Raw genomic sequence first — 21227 nt, forward strand, 5'->3', positions numbered from 1 at the left:
AGGAGAGGAGGCGCCATGCCAACTATTACTCTTCCCGACGGCAGTCAACGTTCATTCGATCACCCGGTTTCCGTAGCCGAGGTCGCCGCATCCATTGGTGCAGGTCTGGCCAAAGCCACGCTCGCGGGCAAGGTCAATGGCCAACTGGTCGACGCCAGCGACATCATCAGCAGCGACGCGACCCTGCAAATCATTACGCCAAAGGATGAAGAGGGGCTGGAGATCATTCGCCACTCTTGCGCGCACCTGGTTGGCCACGCGGTCAAGCAGCTGTACCCGACCGCGAAGATGGTCATCGGCCCGGTCATCGACGAAGGCTTCTATTACGACATCGCCTACGAGCGTCCTTTCACGCCGGAAGACATGGCGGCCATCGAGCAGCGCATGCAGCAGCTGATCGAGAAGGATTATGACGTCATCAAGAAAGTCACTCCGCGCGCGGAAGTGATCGAAGTGTTCAAGGCCCGCGGCGAAGATTACAAGCTGCGTCTGGTCGAAGACATGCCGAACGAGCAGGCCATGGGTCTGTACTATCACGAAGAATACGTCGACATGTGCCGCGGTCCGCACGTGCCGAACACGCGTTTCCTGAAATCCTTCAAGCTGACCAAGCTGTCGGGCGCCTACTGGCGTGGCGACGCCAAGAACGAGCAATTGCAGCGCGTCTACGGCACCGCTTGGGCGGACAAGAAACAGCTGGCGGCTTACATTCAGCGCATCGAAGAAGCCGAGAAGCGCGATCACCGCAAGATCGGCAAGCGTCTGGGCCTGTTCCACACTCAGGAAGAGTCGCCGGGCATGGTGTTCTGGCACCCGAATGGATGGACTCTATACCAGGTGCTCGAGCAGTACATGCGCAAGATCCAGCGCGACAACGGCTACCTTGAGATCAAGACTCCTCAAGTCGTCGACCGCAGCCTGTGGGAAAAATCCGGGCACTGGGCCAACTACGCCGACAACATGTTCACCACTCAGTCGGAAAACCGCGACTACGCCATCAAGCCGATGAACTGCCCATGCCACGTGCAGGTGTTCAATCAGGGCCTGAAAAGCTACCGCGAGTTGCCGATGCGTCTGGCCGAGTTCGGTGCTTGCCACCGTAACGAGCCGTCGGGTGCGTTGCATGGCATCATGCGCGTGCGAGCGTTTACTCAGGACGACGCGCATATCTTCTGCACCGAAGAGCAGATGCAGGCCGAGTCCGCTGCGTTCATCAAGCTGACCATGGATGTCTATCGCGATTTCGGCTTTACCGAAGTCGAGATGAAACTGTCCACTCGTCCGGAAAAACGCGTCGGCTCCGATGAGCTGTGGGATCGCGCTGAAGCTGCATTGGCTGCAGCCCTTGATTCTGCTGGCCTGCCGTACGATCTGCAGCCGGGCGAGGGTGCTTTCTACGGGCCGAAGATCGAGTTCTCGCTGAAAGATTGTCTCGGTCGAGTCTGGCAGTGTGGTACCTTGCAGCTCGATTTTAACCTGCCTGTCCGTTTGGGCGCTGAATACGTCTCCGAAGACAACAGCCGCAAACACCCGGTGATGTTGCACCGCGCGATCCTCGGTTCGTTCGAGCGTTTCGTCGGGATTCTGATCGAGCACTACGAAGGTGCTTTCCCTGCTTGGCTCGCGCCGACCCAGGCGGTGATCATGAATATCACTGATAAACAGGCAGATTTTGTTGCAGAGGTTGAAAAAACTCTCAACGAAAGCGGATTTCGTGCCAAGTCCGACTTGAGAAATGAAAAGATCGGCTTTAAAATCCGCGAGCATACTTTGCTCAAGGTTCCCTATCTTTTGGTTATCGGAGATAAGGAAGTCGAGATGCAGACTGTCGCTGTGCGTACTCGTGAAGGTGCTGACCTGGGCTCGATGCCCGTCGCCCAGTTCGCTGAGTTTCTCGCGCAAGCGGTTTCCCGGCGTGGTCGCCCAGATTCGGAGTAATTATTATTAAGCGTGAAATGAGACAAGATAAACGAGCTGCACCGAAAGCCCCGATCAACGAGAATATCTCGGCACGCGAGGTTCGGTTAATTGGCGCTGATGGCGAGCAGATTGGCATCGTCTCGATTGATGAAGCGCTTCGTATCGCTGAAGAAGCAAAGCTTGATCTGGTGGAAATTTCCGCAGATGCAGTCCCGCCTGTTTGCCGGGTGATGGACTACGGCAAATCGATCTTCGAGAAGAAGAAGCAGATTGCCGCGGCGAAGAAAAACCAGAAGCAGATTCAGGTTAAAGAAATCAAGTTTCGTCCAGGGACGGAGGAAGGGGATTACCAGGTAAAACTGCGCAACCTGGTACGTTTCCTGAGTGACGGGGACAGGGCCAAGGTATCCTTGCGATTCCGCGGCCGTGAGATGGCCCACCAGGAGCTGGGGATGGAACTCCTCAAGCGGGTTGAACAAGACCTGCTCGAGTACGGTTCGGTCGAACAGCATCCTAAGATGGAAGGACGCCAGCTGATCATGGTCATCGCCCCGAAAAAGAAGAAGTAATCAACAGGGCACGGCAGGCCTTCTGATTATGTTTATCAACTGAATGCGGAGTATCCGAACATGCCAAAAATGAAAACCAAAAGTGGTGCTGCCAAGCGGTTTCTGAAAACTGCTAACGGCATCAAGCACAAGCACGCTTTCAAGAGCCACATCCTGACTAAAATGTCGACCAAGCGTAAGCGTCAACTGCGCGGTAGCAGCTTGCTGCATCCGTCTGACGTGGCAAAAGTCGAGCGCATGCTGCGCCTTCGTTAATTTAGTCAAGAATAGAGGAAGTAACTCATGGCTCGTGTAAAGCGTGGCGTCATTGCCCGTAAGCGTCACAAAAAAATTCTGAAACTTGCTAAAGGCTACTACGGCGCACGCTCCCGCGTATTCCGTGTTGCCAAGCAAGCGGTAATCAAGGCAGGCCAATACGCCTACCGTGACCGTCGTCAGAAAAAACGTCAGTTCCGCGCTCTGTGGATCGCTCGTATCAACGCTGGTGCTCGTGTTAACGGTCTGTCCTACAGCCGTTTCATCGCTGGCCTGAAAAAAGCGTCCATCGAGATCGACCGTAAGGTTCTGGCTGATCTGGCAGTGAACGAAAAAGCGGCGTTTGCTGCGATTGTCGAGAAAGCTAAAGCCACCTTGGCTTAAGTACCCCCGACAGTCACCCGGCCTCACCTCTGTGGGGCCAGGTGTTAAACGTCATAAATAGGGGAAGAGCCTTCAAGCTCTTCCCCTATTTTGTATCTGGAGTCTGTACATGGAAAACCTGGATGCGCTGGTCTCTCAAGCACTAGAGGCTGTGCAAAGCGCTGAAGATATCAATGCCCTGGAGCAAATCCGGGTTCAATACCTTGGCAAGAAGGGCGAATTGACTCAGGTGATGAAGACCCTGGGGAATCTGCCGGCCGAAGAGCGTCCGCAAGTCGGTGCGCTGATCAATGTTGCCAAGGAACGTGTTACAGGCGTTCTCAATGCGCGCATGGCATTGTTTGAAGAAGCCGAACTGGCTGCCAAACTGTCTGCCGAATCCATCGACGTGACGTTGCCGGGCCGTGGCCAGACCTCTGGCGGTCTGCATCCGGTCACCCGGACTCTGGAGCGCGTCGAGCAATTCTTCACCCGCATTGGCTACGGCATCGCCGAAGGCCCTGAGGTCGAAGACGACTACCACAACTTTGAAGCGCTCAACATCCCAGGCCATCACCCGGCCCGGTCGATGCATGACACCTTCTATTTCAATGCCAACATGTTGCTGCGCACCCATACCTCGCCGGTACAGGTCCGCACCATGGAATCCAAGCAGCCGCCGATCCGCATCGTCTGCCCGGGCCGCGTCTATCGCAGCGACTCCGATATCACCCATTCGCCGATGTTCCACCAGGTCGAAGGCCTGCTGGTCGATCGCGATATCAATTTTGCCGATCTCAAAGGCACCATCGAAGAGTTCCTGCGGGTGTTCTTCGAGAAAGAACTGGCCGTGCGTTTTCGCCCTTCGTACTTCCCGTTCACCGAGCCATCCGCTGAAGTCGATATGGAATGCGTGATGTGCAGCGGCAAAGGCTGCCGCGTCTGCAAGCAGACCGGCTGGCTGGAAGTGATGGGCTGCGGCATGGTTCACCCGAACGTGCTGCGCATGTCCGGCATCGATCCGGAAGAGTTCTCCGGATTTGCCTTCGGCATGGGTGTCGAGCGTCTGGCCATGCTCCGTTACGGCGTGAACGACTTGCGTCTGTTCTTCGACAACGACTTGCGGTTCCTCGCGCAATTTCGCTAGTCGTAACGAATTCTTAGGAGAGCAGGATGAAATTCAGTGAACAATGGCTGCGTGGCTGGGTCAGCCCGCAGGTAGATCGCGACGAGCTGGTTGCCCGTCTGTCGATGGCCGGTCTTGAGGTCGATAGCGTTACTCCGGCCGCCGGCGTATTCAGTGGTGTGGTGGTGGGTGAGGTGCTGAGCACCGAGCAGCATCCGGACGCCGACAAGTTGCGCGTATGCCAGGTCAGCAATGGCGCGGAAACCTTCCAGGTCGTGTGCGGAGCGCCAAACGTGCGCCCGGGCCTGAAGATTCCGTTCGCCATGATTGGCGCAGAGCTGCCGGGCGACTTCAAGATCAAGAAGGCCAAGCTGCGTGGCGTCGAGTCCAACGGCATGCTGTGCTCGCAGGCAGAGCTGCAGGTCGGTGAGGGCAACGACGGTCTGATGGAGCTGCCGGCCGATGCGCCGGTGGGCGAAGATTTCCGAGTGTATCTGGATCTGGAAGACGCCAGCATCGAGGTCGACCTGACCCCGAACCGTGGCGACTGCCTGTCCCTGGCCGGTCTGGCTCGTGAAGTCGGCGCGCTGTACGCCGTGCCGGTAACCCGTCCTGTGGTGGCTGCGGTTGCAGCGGTACACGACGAAGTCCGCTCGGTCGAGGTGCTGGCCCCAGCTGCCTGCCCACGTTACCTGGGTCGGGTCATCCGTAACGTCGACCTGTCCAAGCCAACCCCGCTGTGGATGGTTGAGCGTCTGCGTCGCGCCGACGTGCGCAGCATCGACGCTGCCGTCGACATCACCAACTACGTCATGCTCGAGCTCGGCCAACCGCTGCACGCTTTCGATCTCGCCGAAATCAATGGCGGCATTCGTGTGCGCATGGCTGAAGAGGGCGAAAAGCTGGTTCTGCTTGATGGTCAGGAAGTCAGCCTGCGTAGCGATACGCTGGTCATCGCTGACCACACTCGTGCACTGGCGATCGCTGGCGTCATGGGTGGCGAGCACAGCGGTGTTTCCGCGACCACGCGCGATGTGTTCCTCGAATCTGCGTTCTTCGATCAGATTGCTGTTGCCGGCAAGGCACGTTCCTACGGCTTGCACACCGACGCTTCGCATCGCTACGAGCGTGGCGTTGACTGGCAACTGGCCCGTGAAGCCATGGAGCGCGCCACTGGCCTGCTGCTGGAAATCACTGGCGGCGAAGCTGGTCCGATCATCGAGACCGTCAGCGAGCAACACCTGCCATCGATTGCACCGATCACTTTGCGTGCTCAGCGCATCACTCAGATGCTCGGCATGGAGATGGATTCGGCACAGGTCGAGCGTCTGCTCAGTGCCCTGGGCCTGAGCATTACCGCTGATGGCGAAGGCCAATGGCGAGTTGAAGTGCCAAGCCACCGCTTCGATATCAGCCTGGAAGTCGACCTGATCGAAGAGCTGGCACGTCTGTACGGTTACAACCGTCTGCCGGTTCGCTACCCCCAAGCGCGTCTGGCGCCGCAAGCCAAGGCAGAAGCGCGTAGTGATCTGCCTGAGCTGCGTCGTCTGCTGGTTGCTCGTGGTTATCAGGAAGCGATCACTTACAGCTTCATCGATCCGCGTCAGTTCGAACTGTTCAATCCAGGTGTCGAGCCGCTGTTGCTGGCCAATCCGATCTCCAACGATATGGCCGCCATGCGCTCGTCGTTGTGGCCAGGTCTGGTCAAGGCGTTGCAGCACAACCTCAACCGTCAGCAGGATCGCGTGCGTCTGTTCGAGAGCGGCCTGCGCTTCGTTGGTCAGCTTGAAGGCTTGAAGCAAGAACCGATGCTGTCCGGGGTTGTGTGCGGGAGTCGCTTGCCGGAAGGCTGGGCGCAGGGTCGGGATACCGTCGACTTCTTCGACGTAAAGGCTGACGTGGAAGCGGTACTGGGTTTCGCCGGTGCCCTGGATTCGTTCACCTTTGCTCCGGGCAAGCACCCGGCGCTGCATCCGGGTCAGACCGCGCGCATCGAGCGTGAAGGTCGCGAAGTAGGCTTCATTGGTGCGATCCACCCAGAATTGTCGAAAGCCTTGGGGCTGGATCGTCCGGTGTTTGTCTTCGAGCTGGTTCTGGCGGAAGTGGCGCTCGGTAAAATGCCGAAATTCCACGAGTTGTCGCGCTTTCCTGAAGTGCGTCGTGACCTTGCACTGATCGCGCACAAAGACGTCGCGGCTTCGGCTGTGCTGGACGTAATCCGTGAAAATGCAGGCGAATGGCTCACAGAGCTCAGGCTGTTTGACGTGTATCAGGGTAAAGGTATTGATCCTGATAGAAAAAGCCTTGCAGTCGGCTTGACCTGGCAGCATCCATCGCGCACTCTTAATGACGATGAGGTGAATTCGACGACGCAAAATATCCTCACCTCGCTCGAACAAAGGTTGAACGCCACGTTAAGGAAGTGACGTATGGGGGCTTTGACGAAAGCTGAGATGGCGGAACGTCTGTATGAAGAGCTGGGCCTGAACAAGCGGGAAGCCAAGGAATTGGTCGAACTGTTTTTCGAGGAAATCAGGCACGCTCTTGAAGACAACGAGCAGGTCAAATTGTCCGGTTTCGGCAATTTCGACCTTCGGGACAAACGCCAGCGGCCTGGCCGCAACCCGAAAACGGGGGAAGAAATCCCGATCACGGCTCGCCGTGTGGTCACCTTTCGTCCAGGGCAGAAGTTGAAGGCCCGAGTTGAGGCTTATGCTGGAACCAAGTCATAACGACGAACTACCCGTCATCCCGGGCAAACGCTACTTCACCATTGGTGAAGTCAGCGAGCTGTGTGCCGTAAAGCCACACGTGCTGCGCTACTGGGAGCAGGAGTTTCCTCAGCTCAACCCCGTCAAACGCCGCGGGAACCGCCGGTATTATCAGCGCCAGGACGTGCTGATGATCCGGCAGATCCGCGCGCTCCTTTACGATCAGGGTTTCACCATCGGCGGCGCACGTCTGCGTCTGTCCGGCGACGAAGCCAAAGATGACACCACGCAGTACAAACAGATGATTCGGCAGATGATTGCTGAATTGGAAGATGTGCTGGTGGTACTCAAGAAATAAAAAGCTGCGTTTGAATACTTCCAGTTTTCAAAAGCTTGCGATATATTCTTGAGCGTTCTTCGAGGTGAAGAACGGGATGCAACATCAGTCGGGGCGTAGCGCAGTCCGGTAGCGCACTAGCATGGGGTGCTAGGGGTCGAGTGTTCGAATCACTCCGTCCCGACCATATTTTTCAATGATCTAGGCCAATGTTCACAGCATTGGCCTTTTTCATGTGTGTGAGATTTGCGGGGCTACTCGATCACGCCTGCGACTCGCATCACCAAGTGTTTGGATTAGTAAGAAAGTCCGCTCGTCGAGCAAATAGCACTCTCTGTGCGCCGATCTTCTCTTACTTATTAAGCGCAGCCCCTGCGCCACTGACGGGAGAGAATGATGATCGACGACAACAATGGCCCTGAAGCGCCATATCCGGGACCAGACGAACAAACACCTGATTCTGGCGCGGGTCATGATTCCGGCCTGGAGCAGGCTGATTCTGAGCCGAAGCAGGGCACCGACGAACGACCAGAGGACTGGAATCCGCCACCCGGCAATCCTGGCTCTGATCAGGACGCCCAGACGGGCCGAGATAATGGCGGCGCTAAGTAAGCCCGATCAATTGTAATAGTTCACGAGACCCGGCCATCGCGCCGGGTTTTTATTGCCGCCCAACCCTCTATCGACATCCTTGGGCGCAGACGGTTATTTGGGCTTGGGTGGGCGAAGCCGAGCGGCGCCGGCGGCTGGAAGCTTCGATCCAGGCGCCGGCAACAAGCATGTTCACTCTACGATGCAGATCCAGCGATGGTTGTATCGATAGGGTGCGCGGGTGAAATGGACGTCTGAGACCATTTTCATGCCTCGCTCTTGGAGCGCTTCGGTCAGTTGTACGAGTGTCTCTGCCTGGATAGTCATTGCTGTCACCTCGTCAGATTTACTGCGTTCATAATTCTTGACCGAGAGATCAGGCGGCTAATTCATTTTTTCTACAGTCATCATTGAAGTAGTGCGATCAAGAGCGCTGTGCTTCACTTCGTGTCCACTAACTTGCCCCATTCAAGTCCGAACCGCGCCAGGTACTTCCTCAAGCGATCGGCATCATTAGGCTGCGCCTTGGCCTGCCGGGAAATGCCGAACAGCTGTCGACCGGCATCCGACAGGCTGTCCGCCTGCCGGCATACCTCAATAACCGCCTTCAGCTGTAAGCGATCGAACAAGTCCATGCTCTCGCTATCTCCCGGTAACTCGGTTGATACAGCAGTGGGTTGCGCCAACCCCCACGCATATCGCAATCGATCGATCTCATCGTCTACCTGCGCTTCATCGATGCGCCCGCTGTCGGCCAAAGTCGCCATCCGTGTAATCGACGCAGACAGTTCGCGAAAGTTGCCCAGCCACGCTGCTTCACGTGAACTGGCGAAGGCCAGGTAGCGTCGGCGTGCTTCGAGATTGAAGCGCGCGCGTTGCCCATGTTCGCGCGCGTGGCGTTCCAGTTCGAAATCGATGTTTGGCTCGATGTCCTCGCGGCGGCCGGCGAGGCCGGGCAGGTCGAATGTCCAGAGGTTGATCCTTGCGTACAGATCCTCGCGAAAAAGGCCTTCGGCGACGCGGCTGCGCAGGTCGCGATGGGTGCCGGCGATTATCAGAAAATCACTCTCGACTTCCTTGTCCGAGCCCAGCGGGAAGAAGCGTTTCTCTTCGATTGCCTTTAACAGCATCGCTTGTTCGTCCGCGCCGAGCTCACCGATTTCATCGAGAAACAGCATGCCGCCGTTTGCGGCGCGCAGCAGGCCATCGCGAGCGTTTTGCGCGCCGGTGAAGGCGCCTTTGACGTGGCCGAACAAGGCCGACATCGCGCCGTCGCCACGCAAGGTTGCACAGTTGACTTCGACAAAGCGTCCCTGCATCTGATGGCGATTGCGTTTGAGTTCGTATATGCGCCGCGCCAGGAAGGATTTGCCGGCGCCGGTCGGGCCGATCAGCAGCATGGGGGCTTTCGAGCGCAGCGCAACGCGCTCGATCTGTTCGATGGAGCGGTTGAAGGCCGGGTTGCGCGTGGCGATGCCGGACTTGAGAAATTCGAGGCCTTCGAGACGTTTGCTGGCGAAGCGTGAGGCGATGCGATCATAGCGCGACAGATCGAGATCGATCAGCGCGTGAGTGCCGCAGGCGGGCTCGTTATCGTTCTTGCGCTTGGCCGGGGAGGTCTGAATCAGCCGGGCTGGCATATAGCGCGCCTCGGTCAGCAGGAACCAGCAGATCTGTGCGACGTGGGTGCCGGTGGTGATGTGGACGAGGTAATCCTCGTGCTCAGTGTCAAAATTGTACGCAGTGGTGAAGTCGTGCAGGGCGCCGTACACCTCCTCGAAATCCCAAGGGTTGCGCAGCGACATTGGATGCAGGCGCACTTCGGTGCTTGGAGAAATCTGCTGGATGTCCTCTCGAACGCGCTCGGCGAGGCTGACGTCGCGCGCGTCCAGGCCGTGAATCAATTCAAGTCGGTGGATAGGGAGGTCTGTTTGTTGGCACAGGCCTACGCTTGGTCGCCAATAATTCCATCGGCTGGCGCCTTTGCCGACACGATCCAGGGTGGCTCCGATAAATCCGATGGCGACCGTGCGTTTGTTGGGCATGCTTATCTCATAAGATAAATGACGATATGCAATGATAATTTTGCTGGTCTGATTTGTCTTCCATAGATTATCGAGACTCGTCGCATAAGAGATAAAAGCTATTAAAATCAGAAACATAGCAGAAAAAACCATAGCCGCATCCAAAGCTGGCACTGCGGCTGCAATGCTGGTGGAAACGAACATGGACACCAAGAGATGAAAGACCAAACCTACCAGCTTCTCGAAGTCGCCAACGGCAAGCCAATCAAACTCTGGACCGAAGGTGTCCCGGTTGAAAGCGAAGCCCGCGCACAGTTGATGAACACGGCAAAAATGCCATTCATCTTCAAGCATCTGGCGGTGATGCCCGATGTGCACTTGGGCAAGGGCTCGACAATTGGCAGCGTTATTCCAACGGTCGGCGCGATCATTCCCGCAGCGGTGGGCGTCGACATCGGTTGTGGAATGATCGCTGCGCGTACATCGCTGATGGCTTCGGATCTGCCGGACAACCTCCACGGACTGCGTAGCGCCATCGAGCAAGCGGTGCCACATGGCCGCAGTTCGAATCGTTCGCGGCGAGACAAAGGCGCCTGGGACGAGATTCCTCAGCAAGCCGATCAGGCCTGGGCGGGGTTGCAGCCGCGCTTCAAACTGATCACCGACAAGTATCCGAAACTGGCCAACACCAACAACCGTGGGCACTTGGGGACGCTCGGCAGTGGCAACCACTTCGTCGAAGTGTGCCTGGATGAAGCCAACCGGGTGTGGTTCATGCTGCACAGCGGTTCGCGTGGCGTCGGCAACGCTATCGGCAACCTGTTCATCCAGATGGCCCAAGCCGATATGCGTCAGCACATTGCCAACCTGCCGGACCGTGACCTGGCCTATTTCGAAGAAGGCAGCCAGCACTTTGATGATTACGTGGAAGCAGTGGGGTGGGCGCAGGACTTCGCCAGACAGAACCGCGAACTGATGATGCGCGCGGTGGTTCAGGCCACGCGGCAGATCATCCGCAAGCCGTTCGAAGTGGCGCTGGAGGCGGTCAACTGCCACCACAATTACGTGCAGAAGGAACGGCATTTCGGTGAAGACGTGCTGATTACCCGCAAAGGCGCGGTGTCAGCGAAGAAGGGCGAGCTGGGGATTATTCCGGGCTCGATGGGCGCCAAGAGCTTTATCGTTCGCGGTCTGGGCAACGCAGAGTCGTTCAGTTCCTGCAGCCACGGCGCCGGCCGCACCATGAGCCGAACCAAGGCCAAGAATACCTTCACCGTTGCCGATCAGATCCGCGCCACCGCCCATGTGGAGTGCCGCAAGGACGAAGCGGTGATTGACGAAATTCCGATGGCCTACAAGGACATCGACAAAGTCATGCACGCCCAGCGTGAGCTGGTGGAAGTGCTGCACACCCTGCGTCAGGTGGTGTGCGTCAAAGGATAAGGAGCTACAGCGCTGGCGAGAATTCTGCATCCGGCGCTGCCCCGGTTCATCGCGGCTGAGCTGAAGCGCGAATTATCAATATTGATCGTAACTCAGGAAGACCCACGACGGTTTAACGGTACCTCAGAGACACCGTCGGGCTATACGCGTAAGGATTTGCAATGAAAGAGATAATCGAACTGGACGGCGCCATCGGTGGCGGCCAGGTGTTGCGCAGTGCGTTGAGCCTGTCGATGGTGACAGGTCGGGCGTTTCGCATTAAACAGATTCGCGCCAGACGCAGTCGTCCGGGATTGCTGCGTCAGCATCTGACAGCCGTGATGGCGGCGGCCGAGGTTTGTGGTGCAGAGATATCTGGTGCGCATCTGGGGTCGCAAGCCCTGAGCTTCGAACCGGGCGAGATTAGCGGAGGCAACTTTCAGTTCGCTATTGGCACGGCGGGCAGTTGCACGCTGGTGCTACAGACGCTGTTGCCAGCCTTGTTGCAGGCGCCGCAGGCCAGTCGAGTGACAATCTCCGGTGGCACGCATAATCCGCTGGCGCCGCCGACGGATTTCCTGTCGCGCAGTTGGTTGCCGCTGCTGCGGCGCATGGGCGGCGATGTCGAGTTGGAGTTGCTGCGTTATGGGTTCGTACCGGCTGGCGGTGGCGAAATTGCGGTGAAGGTGCAGCCCTCGCGCCTCACGCGCCTGGACCTGTGTGAGCGCGGCGAGGCAGTCTCACGACGCGCATTGGCGCTGACCGCAGGTCTCGCACCCACTGTCGCTCAGCGAGAGCTGAGTCAGGTGGCCAAGCGTTTGAACTGGCCAGTGGAGGCGCTGCAACCTGTGGCGCTTGACCCGGCACGCGGTCCGGGCAATGTGTTATTGCTGGAGTATGTTTTCGAGCATGTCACTGAGGTGTTCAGCGCATTTGGCCAAGTGTCGTTACGCGCCGAGAAGGTGGCCGATGCCGCAATCAATCAGGCTGTCGACTGGTTGCGCAGTGATGCTGCGGTCGCTGAGCATCTGGCCGATCAGTTGCTGTTGCCGATGGCGCTGGCCGGTGGCGGATCGTTCACCACGCCGCGCATGACTGATCATCTGCGCAGCAACATCGAAGTCATTCACCTGTTTTTGCCGGTCCGTATCGATTGCCGAGAGGAGGGCGGCGATCGCTTGCGGGTAGACGTTTTCCAAACCGATTAACAGCGGCCGGCAACCGGAAAGCAGTTGCACAACCTCATCGCAGGTGAGGCTAGCCTTCAGCCATTAGCACATCCGACCTAATTGCCCCCGGTCTGGCTCGACCTTAAAGTCCTTTCGCTTGGCAGGTTATTGCCAGTATTTCTCCGGTATGAAAATCAAAAAGGTCGATCTGCAATGAACTCATCAAGGACTATCCCGGTTCTCGCTTTATTCGCAACAATGGCGCTCGCAGTTACTGGATGCCAGACCGTCAAACCGGGAGAGAGTGATCTCAAGAATCGCGCACAGACCACCATCGGTAAACCCGTAATCAAGGTTTCAAATATCCGCAGCGACTTCAATACAACCTTCTACACCGCGCAAACCGAAAGTGGCGAATATACGTGCGAACTGCCGAGCGGCCCGATGGTTGCCCTGGGTTCCATGGGCATGGGACTGGGCGCTCAGTGCACCAAGCAATGACTAATCAGTCCTTTCGAAGCTGAAATAAAAAGGCCAATGTCGATGACATTGGCCTTTTTCTTTAACGAATGCTCGGCGCAGATCAGCTGGTTTTCGAGTTCAGCTTGCGCAGTTCTTCGTAGGTCGCCGATTGCACGAACCAGAAGCCGGAGACGATGCACCAGCCCAGGGTGCCGCCTACGAACATGCCGAGACCTGAAAGAAAGCTCTGGCTCATCATGAAGAGGGAAACGATCAGGATGACCGCCAGTGCGATGTAGAGAACGATGTTGTTGACGCCGATGACGAAATCTTTCATTTGCATTCCTTGGATGTATTTTCCTCTGGCCACCTTCTATGGTGGCCAGTGCGCGCATCATATTGATATCACCGTGGATTGCGCTAGTTCGGCGTCGGTATTTCGTTATAAATAGCAAAGTCCGTGGTTACTGAACGGGTTTTTTCTCAAGATCTTCGGAGTCGCTCGACGTCGCCGCATCCTTCTCCGTCTCGTGCGGTTCTGAGCCCGCATTGGCGCCTGAAGACTCTTCACCTTTCTTGTTGGCCTTCTCATCATGGTCACTAGAGCTTTGTGCATGATTGACACCGGGCAGGGCGGTGGCGGGGGTGGCAGCGCCCGCTGTCGTTTCGGCTGCCCAAGCGTAGAGCGGGCCAATCAAGCACAGACTGAAAAACGACATTGCGAAGATTTTCTTGTTCATCACGTGGGCCTTCTACGCGGTGGGATGTACTGCTTTGGATAAGCCTGTCTGCCAAAGGTGCGCAGTACTGGACGAGCGGCGAAGCCTGATTGTATTCAGCCGGATCAAAAATCTCGCGACAGCAGGCAAATTGCTGGCCCCCATAGGTATTTCGCACCGGCAAAATCGCCTTTTTTCAAAAGGTTAGGTTGGCTATATGCGCACGATTGTCATCACCGTTGTGACGCTTTCCCTGGCTTTGATCGCCTCGGGAGTGCAGGCAAAAGAGTTGAGCAAGGGCCATCGCTTTGCCTGCACCTGGGGCTCGGATATTGCTGCCGGGGCGCAGCGATCAAAACTGTCCGGGGTTTCGCTGTATGGCGCGCGCAAGCAATTGCAGGTTCGCCGATTCCAGCAACCCTGGATGCGCATGACAGCGATGGGGATTACCGAGCAGACCTACAACAGCAGTTCGAAGCTCAAACCGGCAGCGGTCAAGCAGACCTATTACGAACAATGCGTACGCCATGAGTTGGCTCGGCGCTGATGCCGGTTTCTCAGGACTGATTTACACAGCTCAGGAATCGCGAGAGCCCTTGGCGACTGCCGGCCCGGCAACCCGCGGCGCCGCTTTGGTCTGCATCAGTGCATCCAGAGCCTTGCGATAGCCCTGGCCGCCAAGCGCCATGCTGTTGTTGTGCGTCGCGCCGGGCACGAGCAGCAGGCGTTTGGGCTGCTCTGCGGCATTGAATAGCTGCTCGCTGAAGCGCGGCGGCACGAAGGCATCAGCCAGGCCATGCACCACCAGCAGTGGCATGTGAATGTCGGCGATCTTGTCGATGGAATCGAATTTCTGCGACAGGAGCCAACGCACAGGAAGCGAGGTGTTGGCCACGGCGGCAGCTACGTCGGCGAGAGAAGTGAAGGTAGATTCGATGACCAGACCGCGAACCGGCAGAGGTGTGTTGTTGCGCGCCGCGTTCTGTCCGAGCTCGGCCGCCAGATCAATCGCCACCGCACCGCCGAGAGAGTGGCCGTAGATCAGGCGCTTGTTCGGGTCCGGTTGCAGCAGCTGGAAGCGCTCCCAGGCCACGCGGGCATCTTCATAAACGCTGCTTTCGGATGGTAGATCACCCTTGCTTTGGCCGAACCCGCGATAATCGATGGCCAGCACCGAATAGCCCGCCGCGCGTAGTTGTTCTATGCGGAACAACTGTCCGGTGAGGTTCCAGCGCACGCCATGCAAATAAAGGATTGCCGGGGCATTGGCACGTTCCGCCGGCCACCACCAGGCATGGATGTTCTGCCCGGCCTTGAAACTCTTCGGTTGCAGATCGAGTTCCTGAACGCTGCCGGGCAGACCGCGATACCAGCCGGCGGTGCCCGGCTCGATGCGAAACAACAGTTTGCGCTCGGTGTGTTCCAGCACCGCACAACTCGTCGGCACGCCAATGATCAGCGCGGCCATCATGGCGAATGCCAAGCGGCGGCGTCGCAGGCGGGTCAGGAAGGACAGGAACATTAATCGTTTCACCACAGCGCAGACAAAGAACGCTTTTTACCAGATGCCTCGGTCTGCGCGTGACTGTTTTTCGACCACCGTGCACGCCCAACGATTACAAGATGCTGCAATCGATCACCCCACTTGCAGCACAATCTTGCCGATATGATCGCCGCCCTCCATGCGGGCATGGGCCTGAGCCGCGTCAGCCAGCGGGTAAACCTTGTCGATGATCGGCAGGCAGCGCCCGGCGCTGAGGGCAGGCCAAACGTGTTCTTGCAGTTGATCGGCGATGGCGGCTTTCTCCTCAGCGGTACGCGCGCGCAGCAGCGAGCCGGTGACCACTGCGCGTTTGCCGAGGATCGCCAGCAGATCGATGTCGTTGGCGCGGGCGCCGCCGAGAAAGCCGAGCATCACCAGTCGGCCATCCATTGCCAGTGCGCTGATGTTGCCGTTCAGATACGAGCCACCCATGATGTCGAGAATCACGTTCACGCCTTGATCTGCGGTTTTCTGGGCAATGACCTCGGCGAAATCTTCCTCACGATAGTTGATCGGTTGCCCGCCAAGCTGACGGATCGCGTCGCATTTTTCAGCACTGCCTGCGGTAGCAAACGCCTCGATGCCAAATTCACGACAGAGCATCAGCGCGGTGGTACCGATACCGCTGGTGCCACCGTGAATCAACACGCGCTGCCCGGCCTTGGCGGCGCCGAGGCCGAAAAGGTTGGCCCAGACGGTGAAAAACGTTTCCGGAATCGCGGCGGCCTGGACCCAATCGACTCCATCCGGCACAGGCAAAGTCTGGCCGGCCGGAACCGCGCAATACTCGGCGTAACCGCCGCCATTGGTCAGCGCGCAGACCCGATCGCCGACCGCGAAACGCGTTACTCCGGTGCCAACCGCGACCACTTCGCCAGCCACTTCCAGACCGGGGATCGGGTCCATGCCGGGCTTCATCGGGTACTTGCCGGCGCGCTGCAAGGCATCCGGGCGATTGATGCCGGCAGCGTGAACGCGGATAAGCACTTGGCCTTCGCCAACGGTGGGCAGAGGTACGCGCCTGGCTTGCAATACTTCAGGGCCGCCGGGTTGGGTGATTTCGATACGGGTCATTTCTTTAGGCAGTGACATGTCGATTCCTGTGGAGAAGGTCGTGTAGATGGGAGCGCAGACAGGGTGCAATGATTCCCCTCAGTTCGCCGCGCAGCGCGTTTCATTAGCAGAGGGCAGCCAGCGCATGGCTAGCTCCAGCAGTAGAGCCACGACGATCGCGCCAGCGGCGATCACAAACAGCAGCGTGTGCTGGCCGCCCGAGGCATTGAACAATGCCGAATAGGCAAACCCGGCCAGCGCCTGAAAGGTTGCGAATGACACAGTGGCACGGCTCCAGGCGATCTGCTGACGGTGATGCGACGGCACCAGCTCATGCACGCGGGCCAAAGCCAGAGGGACGATGCCCGGCGGGAACGAGCCGAGAATCACCGCCAGTAAAGCCAGCGCCAGAAACGCATGGGAGACGGCGAGCAAACCGAGGGCAATGGCTTGAACTACCAACACCAGTCGAATACCAGTGCGGGCGCCAAGCTGGTCGGCCAGGAAGCCGTAAGTCACCGGCCCGACAATCGCTCCCAGGCCATACATCACCCAGACCATTGCGCCGATATGCGCCCCGGCGCCCAGTCCGCGAGCCACGTAATCCACCAGAAACACCATGGCAGGCACCAGCCCGGCGGCCATGAACGCGTATTGAGCGAACAACAGGTAAACGCCCGACGGTGTCGGCTCATCAGCCGACGTTGCGTGCGCAGCCACAGGGTGCGCGGTATCCGCAGGCCAGCCGAACCAGCTCAACGCGGTCAGCAACAACGCCAGCGCGCCCAGTCCCAGCCAGGTCGCTTGCAAGCCGAGGCTCAGCAGCGGCGGCACGATGGTCCCGGAGCCGGCGATTCCGAGGCCGATGCCCAGGAAGATTGCGCCACTGGCCAGACCTCTGCGCGCCACCGGAACGTGAGGCAGCACGGTTGCCGCCACCAGCACCATGATCGCGCCACCGGCAATGCCGGACAGCAAACGCCAGCCGAAGAACCAGCTCACCGAGAGCGGATAAGCACAGGCAAAAAATGCTCCCGTGACCGCCAGCATCATCAGGCGCAAGGCGTTGCGGTTACCTAGTCGATGGGCCATGGGCCGACCGAGCAGGGCGCCGATCAAGTAGCCGACCAGATTGGCCGCGCCGAGATAGACGACATCATTGGCGGAAAACCACTGTGCCTGAATCAGCGAAGGGATCAGCGGCGTGTAGGCGAAACGCGCCAGGCCAATGCTGACCAGGCTGGCGCAAAGCCCGGCGAAGATCGGCAGCCAGATGCCGGAGGAATTTGCAGTACGCATGATAGCGATCTCACAAGAGGTGTATGGCGCTCAGCTTATCGGCTATCCTGGCTGCGCATATGCAGCGATTAAGCGGCAGAGTGATGCAAAAATGCTTCGATGAGGATCAGCATGAATTGGGATGATGCGCGGGTTTTTCTGGCGGTCTGTCGCGAGTCCACCTTGCGCGGAGCTGCACGAGTTCTGGGCGTGGACCAGGCCACTGTCGGGCGGCGTATTACCGCGCTGGAAAAGTCTTTGAGCGCGACGCTGTTCCTGCGTACCTCCGATGGCTACGCGCTGACCAGTGTTGGTGAAGCGGCGCGTAAAAGTGTGGAAAAAATGGAACATTCGGCACTGGAACTGGAGCGGCACATCCACGGGCTGGACGATCGTCTGACCGGTAACGTACGGGTCAGCACCACCGACTCGATGGCCATCGACTTCATCATCCCGGCGATGGCGCGCCTGCATGACCAGCACCCCGACGTGCAGATTCAGCTGGATGCATCGACGCAGATTCTCAGTCTGGCCAAGCGCGAAGCCGATATCGCGGTGCGCAATACTCGGCCGGATAACCCGGATCTCATCGCTCGGCGAATCGCCCGTTGGCCTGTAGGACTTTTCGCAGCACAGGCCTATGTCGAGCGCCATGGAGAACCGCAGCCCGGCAACGCTTTCGAGGGCCATGATCTGGTGGTGTATCAGCCGTACTTACAGAGCAAAAAAGACCTGACGCTGGTCTCTGAACCGTTGACCCGCGGACGCATCGTCGCCACGCTCAGCTCCAGCCTTTTGGTGCGTCGAGCCCTTGCCGCAGGCCTCGGGATAGGCGAGATACCGGTATACATGGGCGAACGCGATGGCCTCGTCAGACTTTGGCCGGAGCGGACCCGGCCGCTGCCGTATGAAGTGTGGCTGGTCACCCACGCCGACCTGCGTCACACCGCGCGGGTACGGGCGGTCATCGAGCAGATCGTTGAGGCTTTTGCGCTGGAAAACGAATAAGTGGTTCAGGGTTTTGCCGAGGCTACAACTGCTGACGAAACAGCCTACGTCCGAGACAGAATGGGCCGGCTTGTTGTAGTCCGTGATGAGTTCTATTGTCACTGCAGCTCGATGCAGACCTCAGTGATGCATCGAAACGAAGAGCCAGGGAAGGCCGCGTAGCCGCAGAAAGGTGTCGAATTGAAAATCAGGGAAGTGAATCAATATGCAGTCACGGACAGATCGGACGCGGGGCGGGACAGGTAAATCATGAGCAGCATAAGTCGCGAAGAATTCGATGCCAGGATAGAAACCATCGAGACGAGGATGGATGGCCGCGTGGCAGAAATGCGCGCCGACATTCGCGGGTTCCTGGCTGCTCAGGCAGAGCGGGACAAGGTCTATCTTGAACGGGACAAGGCCCTGCAGGAACGGGACAAGCGTTATGACCTGATGTGGATGGGCGTGCAGAAAATCGCCGACGAATCGCGGGAAGCGATCAGACAGGCATCGACGGTAAAGGCCAATTACTGGGCTGCCACCACTGTGCATTTCCTCGGCGTGGCTTCCTTGCTGGTTGGCGCACATTTTGCCAATCAGGCGGCGGTGTTGACCACGATACAAACCACGCTGGCAGCGATTCAGATTGGCAAAGAGGTATCGTCACCCAAACCTGTCGTACAACCCTCAGCAGAGCCGCCGCAATAAAAAACGGCCTTCAGTGGAAGGCCGTTCTGCATCGCGCCAGATCATGGCATTTCCGGCAACTCCTGAGGCCGCAAGTCGAACACCAGCACTTCGGCATCGACCCCGTTGCTCAAGGTGAGCAGCTGTTCTTCACGAACCCGCACGCCGTCGCCTTCCTGCAAGGCTTGGCCATTGAGTTCGACGCTGCCACGCGCAACGTGCACGTAAGCGTAACGATTGGCCGGCAATTTCAGCGTGGCACTTTCCTCGCCGTCAAATAACCCGGCGTAGACCCGCGCATCCTGACGGACTTTCAGGGAGCCATTGCTACCGTCCGGCGAGATGATCAGTTGCAGGCGACCACGTTTTTTCTGCGCGCTGAAGTGTTCCTGTTGATAGCGCGGCTTGGCGCCACTGACATCCGGCACGATCCAGATTTGCAGAAAGTGCACGGGCTTGGTGGCCGAGTGGTTGAACTCACTGTGCGCCACGCCGCTGCCGGCACTCATCAATTGCACGTCCCCGGGGCGGATCACCGAGCCAGTACCGAGGGTGTCCTTGTGTTCCAGCGCGCCTTCGAGCACATAGGAAAAGATCTCCATGTCGCGGTGCGGGTGCTGGCCAAAGCCTTTGCCGGCGGCGACCCGGTCATCGTTGATCACCAGCAGATCGGAGAAACCCTGTTCACGCGGGTTGCGGTAGCTGGCGAAAGAAAAGGTGTGAAACGACTTCAACCAGCCGTGATTGGCGAGGCCGCGATCGGAGGCTTTGCGAAGAGTCAGCATGATGAAATCTCCTGGCGGGACGTGAATTCGTCCGAGTGAGGAGAAGGTTACTGGTTACCCGGTGAGGCAATAAGTAGATGGAAATTGAAAGACTGTCCGGCTCAGGTTGACAGTTTTGCGTTATGGTTCACCCATTCGATCACGCTCCTGAACACTCGGTCCGCCATAATGCCTTGGCTGAAGCGTGCGTATTGACCCTTGAATATGTGTGAAACCTCCCATGAAAACCGTGGCAATGGTGCTGTTCCCTGACTTTCTGATGCTCGACATGGCGGGGCCGCTGGAGGTGTTTTCAGTCGCCAACCGTTATCTGAAACCTGATCTGCACTATCAATTGACGACTCTCGGCACAGAGCGCGGCTTGCTGAGGGCGTCCAACGGCGTGCAGGTTCAGGCTGACTTGCACATCGACGAAGCGGCCGAGCGCTATGACCTGCTATTGGTGCCGGGCGGACCCGGCGCCTATAACCAGAGATTTCCCGAGCTGTTTGGCTGGTTGAAAAAAGCCGTGCCGCGCGCGGAGCGTTACGGTTCGATTTGCACTGGCGCATTCATCCTCGGCCACGCCTGCCTGCTTGATGGTTATCGCGTCACCACGCACTGGAACTACACCGAACGGCTGATCGAGGCTTTCCCGAAAACCACGGTGACCACCGATCAGATCTACGTCGAGGATCGTAATCTCATCACCTCCGGTGGCGTTACGGCCGGCATCGACCTGGCGCTGGCGGTGGTGGCCAGAGATCACGGCAAGAAAATCGCCCAGGACGTTGCCAAGGTCTTGTTGGTGGTCATGAAGCGCCAGGGCGGTCAAGCGCAGTTCAGCCCGTTGATGGCGGCAGTCTCACCGCAAGAAACGCCCATCACCCGCGCACAGAATTACGTCCTTGAACATCTGGATGAAGCGTTCACCGTCGAGCGCATGGCTGGATTGGCGAACATGAGCGCACGGCACTTTGCTCGCCTGTTCGCCCGTGACGTCAATATGACGCCGATGGAGTTTTTGCAGAATGCCCGCATTGACTGCGCGCGAAACCTGTTGGAAACCGGCGATCTGCCGCTCAAGACCATCGCCTACAAAAGCGGCTTTGGCAGTGTCCGGCACATGCGCTCGTTGTTCGCCGAAAAGCTCGGTCTTACACCGTTACAATACCGCGAACAGTTCAGCTAGAGCGGTTCTGTCCGTCTGACGCAGTCGGATGTCCGTGCTGCGTCGGCTCTGGCGG

Annotated in this window: 23 protein-coding genes and 1 tRNA gene; 17 read left to right on the forward strand and 7 right to left on the reverse strand. The window is 58.2% G+C overall.

Annotated features, from left to right (window positions below; translation table 11 throughout):
- The first annotated feature begins 15 nt into the window (after positions 1-15).
- The 10 genes from thrS to ASG55_RS06000 all read left to right on the forward strand — a co-directional run bounded on the left by thrS (position 16) and on the right by ASG55_RS06000 (position 7893).
- A complete protein-coding gene (thrS, locus tag ASG55_RS05955; RefSeq protein ID WP_024012407.1) occupies positions 16-1938 on the forward strand; it encodes a threonine--tRNA ligase in 1923 nt (640 codons plus the stop codon).
- Entirely contained in the window at positions 1938-2489 is a 552-nt protein-coding gene (infC, locus tag ASG55_RS05960) for a translation initiation factor IF-3 (protein ID WP_169432615.1), read from the forward strand. Before thrS ends, infC begins: the two co-directional genes overlap by 1 nt.
- Positions 2490-2549: 60 nt before the next feature.
- Positions 2550-2744 carry a 50S ribosomal protein L35 gene (gene rpmI, locus ASG55_RS05965; RefSeq protein ID WP_002553160.1) on the forward strand — a complete coding sequence of 65 codons (195 nt, stop codon included), beginning with the start codon at positions 2550-2552 and terminating at the stop codon, positions 2742-2744.
- 27 nt (positions 2745-2771) lie between these two features.
- A complete protein-coding gene (gene rplT, locus ASG55_RS05970) occupies positions 2772-3128 on the forward strand; it encodes a 50S ribosomal protein L20 (protein ID WP_002553161.1) in 357 nt (118 codons plus the stop codon).
- A gap of 109 nt (positions 3129-3237) precedes the next feature.
- On the forward strand, positions 3238-4254 hold the full coding sequence (gene pheS / locus ASG55_RS05975) for a phenylalanine--tRNA ligase subunit alpha (RefSeq protein ID WP_003226365.1): 1017 nt from the start codon (positions 3238-3240) through the stop codon (positions 4252-4254).
- A gap of 26 nt (positions 4255-4280) precedes the next feature.
- Positions 4281-6659 carry a phenylalanine--tRNA ligase subunit beta gene (gene pheT, locus ASG55_RS05980; protein WP_056784444.1) on the forward strand — a complete coding sequence of 793 codons (2379 nt, stop codon included), beginning with the start codon at positions 4281-4283 and terminating at the stop codon, positions 6657-6659.
- Positions 6660-6662: 3 nt separating this feature from the next.
- Positions 6663-6965, forward strand: a complete 303-nt coding sequence (ihfA, locus tag ASG55_RS05985) for an integration host factor subunit alpha (protein WP_002553164.1) — start codon at positions 6663-6665, stop codon at positions 6963-6965.
- The gene (locus ASG55_RS05990) at positions 6946-7302 is read left to right on the forward strand and encodes a MerR family transcriptional regulator (protein ID WP_003179985.1); all 357 of its coding nucleotides are present in this window, start codon (positions 6946-6948) and stop codon (positions 7300-7302) included. Before ihfA ends, ASG55_RS05990 begins: the two co-directional genes overlap by 20 nt.
- Before the next feature lie 89 nt (positions 7303-7391).
- Positions 7392-7468, forward strand: a tRNA-Pro gene (locus tag ASG55_RS05995).
- Between the two features lie 209 nt (positions 7469-7677).
- Positions 7678-7893, forward strand: coding sequence for a hypothetical protein (locus ASG55_RS06000; protein ID WP_082530259.1), 216 nt, complete (start codon positions 7678-7680; stop codon positions 7891-7893).
- 419 nt (positions 7894-8312) lie between these two features.
- Here the strand turns inward: ASG55_RS06000 and rtcR are convergent, their stop codons facing one another.
- The gene (gene rtcR / locus ASG55_RS06005) at positions 8313-9917 is read right to left on the reverse strand and encodes an RNA repair transcriptional activator RtcR (protein ID WP_056784449.1); all 1605 of its coding nucleotides are present in this window, start codon (positions 9915-9917) and stop codon (positions 8313-8315) included.
- A gap of 195 nt (positions 9918-10112) precedes the next feature.
- On the opposite strand from rtcR, the gene ASG55_RS06010 reads away from it, so the two are divergent.
- The 3 genes from ASG55_RS06010 to ASG55_RS06020 all read left to right on the forward strand — a co-directional run bounded on the left by ASG55_RS06010 (position 10113) and on the right by ASG55_RS06020 (position 12988).
- The gene (locus tag ASG55_RS06010) at positions 10113-11339 is read left to right on the forward strand and encodes an RtcB family protein (RefSeq protein WP_056784452.1); all 1227 of its coding nucleotides are present in this window, start codon (positions 10113-10115) and stop codon (positions 11337-11339) included.
- Positions 11340-11500: 161 nt separating this feature from the next.
- Complete coding sequence (rtcA, locus tag ASG55_RS06015) at positions 11501-12526, forward strand: RNA 3'-terminal phosphate cyclase (protein WP_056784456.1); 1026 nt, start codon at positions 11501-11503, stop codon at positions 12524-12526.
- A gap of 174 nt (positions 12527-12700) precedes the next feature.
- The gene (locus ASG55_RS06020) at positions 12701-12988 is read left to right on the forward strand and encodes a hypothetical protein (protein WP_041478565.1); all 288 of its coding nucleotides are present in this window, start codon (positions 12701-12703) and stop codon (positions 12986-12988) included.
- 82 nt (positions 12989-13070) lie between these two features.
- Here the strand turns inward: ASG55_RS06020 and ASG55_RS06025 are convergent, their stop codons facing one another.
- Together ASG55_RS06025 and ASG55_RS06030 are read right to left on the reverse strand one after the other, a co-directional pair.
- Positions 13071-13286, reverse strand: a complete 216-nt coding sequence (locus tag ASG55_RS06025) for a hypothetical protein (protein WP_041478566.1) — start codon at positions 13284-13286, stop codon at positions 13071-13073.
- A gap of 127 nt (positions 13287-13413) precedes the next feature.
- Complete coding sequence (locus ASG55_RS06030; protein ID WP_056784459.1) at positions 13414-13689, reverse strand: hypothetical protein; 276 nt, start codon at positions 13687-13689, stop codon at positions 13414-13416.
- A 196-nt stretch (positions 13690-13885) separates the two neighbouring features.
- Here ASG55_RS06030 and ASG55_RS06035 point away from each other — a divergent pair, with 196 nt between their 5' ends.
- Positions 13886-14215, forward strand: a complete 330-nt coding sequence (locus ASG55_RS06035) for a hypothetical protein (RefSeq protein WP_041478568.1) — start codon at positions 13886-13888, stop codon at positions 14213-14215.
- Positions 14216-14245: 30 nt separating this feature from the next.
- Here the strand turns inward: ASG55_RS06035 and ASG55_RS06040 are convergent, their stop codons facing one another.
- The 3 genes from ASG55_RS06040 to ASG55_RS06050 all read right to left on the reverse strand — a co-directional run bounded on the left by ASG55_RS06040 (position 14246) and on the right by ASG55_RS06050 (position 17563).
- Positions 14246-15190, reverse strand: a complete 945-nt coding sequence (locus tag ASG55_RS06040; RefSeq protein WP_041478569.1) for an alpha/beta hydrolase — start codon at positions 15188-15190, stop codon at positions 14246-14248.
- A 114-nt stretch (positions 15191-15304) separates the two neighbouring features.
- Positions 15305-16303 carry an NAD(P)H-quinone oxidoreductase gene (locus ASG55_RS06045; protein WP_056784462.1) on the reverse strand — a complete coding sequence of 333 codons (999 nt, stop codon included), beginning with the start codon at positions 16301-16303 and terminating at the stop codon, positions 15305-15307.
- A 60-nt stretch (positions 16304-16363) separates the two neighbouring features.
- The gene (locus tag ASG55_RS06050) at positions 16364-17563 is read right to left on the reverse strand and encodes a YbfB/YjiJ family MFS transporter (protein ID WP_056784465.1); all 1200 of its coding nucleotides are present in this window, start codon (positions 17561-17563) and stop codon (positions 16364-16366) included.
- A gap of 111 nt (positions 17564-17674) precedes the next feature.
- On the opposite strand from ASG55_RS06050, the gene ASG55_RS06055 reads away from it, so the two are divergent.
- Both ASG55_RS06055 and ASG55_RS06060 read left to right on the forward strand, forming a co-directional pair.
- On the forward strand, positions 17675-18550 hold the full coding sequence (locus ASG55_RS06055; protein WP_056784468.1) for a LysR family transcriptional regulator: 876 nt from the start codon (positions 17675-17677) through the stop codon (positions 18548-18550).
- A 249-nt stretch (positions 18551-18799) separates the two neighbouring features.
- On the forward strand, positions 18800-19237 hold the full coding sequence (locus ASG55_RS06060) for a hypothetical protein (RefSeq protein WP_056784473.1): 438 nt from the start codon (positions 18800-18802) through the stop codon (positions 19235-19237).
- Positions 19238-19278: 41 nt separating this feature from the next.
- Here the strand turns inward: ASG55_RS06060 and ASG55_RS06065 are convergent, their stop codons facing one another.
- Positions 19279-20001, reverse strand: coding sequence for a pirin family protein (locus tag ASG55_RS06065; protein ID WP_056784475.1), 723 nt, complete (start codon positions 19999-20001; stop codon positions 19279-19281).
- 220 nt (positions 20002-20221) lie between these two features.
- Between ASG55_RS06065 and ASG55_RS06070 the strand changes: the two genes are divergently transcribed.
- A complete protein-coding gene (locus tag ASG55_RS06070) occupies positions 20222-21172 on the forward strand; it encodes a GlxA family transcriptional regulator (RefSeq protein ID WP_056784478.1) in 951 nt (316 codons plus the stop codon).
- Positions 21173-21227: the final 55 nt, after the last annotated feature.

The sequence above is a fragment of the Pseudomonas sp. Leaf434 genome (genome assembly GCF_001425545.1).
GTDB classification, from domain to species: domain Bacteria; phylum Pseudomonadota; class Gammaproteobacteria; order Pseudomonadales; family Pseudomonadaceae; genus Aquipseudomonas; species Aquipseudomonas siliginis.

Bases quoted from the DNA above. Each gene is read 5' to 3' on its own strand.
- thrS (WP_024012407.1), top strand. From the start codon at position 16: ATGCCAACTATTACTCTTCCCGACGGCAGTCAACGTTCATTCGATCAC.
- rpmI (WP_002553160.1), top strand. From the start codon at position 2,550: ATGCCAAAAATGAAAACCAAAAGTGGTGCTGCCAAGCGGTTTCTGAAA.
- rplT (WP_002553161.1), top strand. From the start codon at position 2,772: ATGGCTCGTGTAAAGCGTGGCGTCATTGCCCGTAAGCGTCACAAAAAA.
- pheS (WP_003226365.1), top strand. From the start codon at position 3,238: ATGGAAAACCTGGATGCGCTGGTCTCTCAAGCACTAGAGGCTGTGCAA.
- pheT (WP_056784444.1), top strand. From the start codon at position 4,281: ATGAAATTCAGTGAACAATGGCTGCGTGGCTGGGTCAGCCCGCAGGTA.
- ihfA (WP_002553164.1), top strand. From the start codon at position 6,663: ATGGGGGCTTTGACGAAAGCTGAGATGGCGGAACGTCTGTATGAAGAG.
- ASG55_RS05990 (WP_003179985.1), top strand. From the start codon at position 6,946: ATGCTGGAACCAAGTCATAACGACGAACTACCCGTCATCCCGGGCAAA.
- ASG55_RS06000 (WP_082530259.1), top strand. From the start codon at position 7,678: ATGATCGACGACAACAATGGCCCTGAAGCGCCATATCCGGGACCAGAC.
- rtcR (WP_056784449.1), bottom strand. From the start codon at position 9,917: ATGCCCAACAAACGCACGGTCGCCATCGGATTTATCGGAGCCACCCTG.
- ASG55_RS06010 (WP_056784452.1), top strand. From the start codon at position 10,113: ATGAAAGACCAAACCTACCAGCTTCTCGAAGTCGCCAACGGCAAGCCA.
- rtcA (WP_056784456.1), top strand. From the start codon at position 11,501: ATGAAAGAGATAATCGAACTGGACGGCGCCATCGGTGGCGGCCAGGTG.
- ASG55_RS06020 (WP_041478565.1), top strand. From the start codon at position 12,701: ATGAACTCATCAAGGACTATCCCGGTTCTCGCTTTATTCGCAACAATG.
- ASG55_RS06025 (WP_041478566.1), bottom strand. From the start codon at position 13,286: ATGAAAGATTTCGTCATCGGCGTCAACAACATCGTTCTCTACATCGCA.
- ASG55_RS06030 (WP_056784459.1), bottom strand. From the start codon at position 13,689: ATGAACAAGAAAATCTTCGCAATGTCGTTTTTCAGTCTGTGCTTGATT.
- ASG55_RS06035 (WP_041478568.1), top strand. From the start codon at position 13,886: ATGCGCACGATTGTCATCACCGTTGTGACGCTTTCCCTGGCTTTGATC.
- ASG55_RS06040 (WP_041478569.1), bottom strand. From the start codon at position 15,190: ATGTTCCTGTCCTTCCTGACCCGCCTGCGACGCCGCCGCTTGGCATTC.
- ASG55_RS06045 (WP_056784462.1), bottom strand. From the start codon at position 16,303: ATGTCACTGCCTAAAGAAATGACCCGTATCGAAATCACCCAACCCGGC.
- ASG55_RS06050 (WP_056784465.1), bottom strand. From the start codon at position 17,563: ATGCGTACTGCAAATTCCTCCGGCATCTGGCTGCCGATCTTCGCCGGG.
- ASG55_RS06055 (WP_056784468.1), top strand. From the start codon at position 17,675: ATGAATTGGGATGATGCGCGGGTTTTTCTGGCGGTCTGTCGCGAGTCC.
- ASG55_RS06060 (WP_056784473.1), top strand. From the start codon at position 18,800: ATGAGCAGCATAAGTCGCGAAGAATTCGATGCCAGGATAGAAACCATC.
- ASG55_RS06065 (WP_056784475.1), bottom strand. From the start codon at position 20,001: ATGCTGACTCTTCGCAAAGCCTCCGATCGCGGCCTCGCCAATCACGGC.
- ASG55_RS06070 (WP_056784478.1), top strand. From the start codon at position 20,222: ATGAAAACCGTGGCAATGGTGCTGTTCCCTGACTTTCTGATGCTCGAC.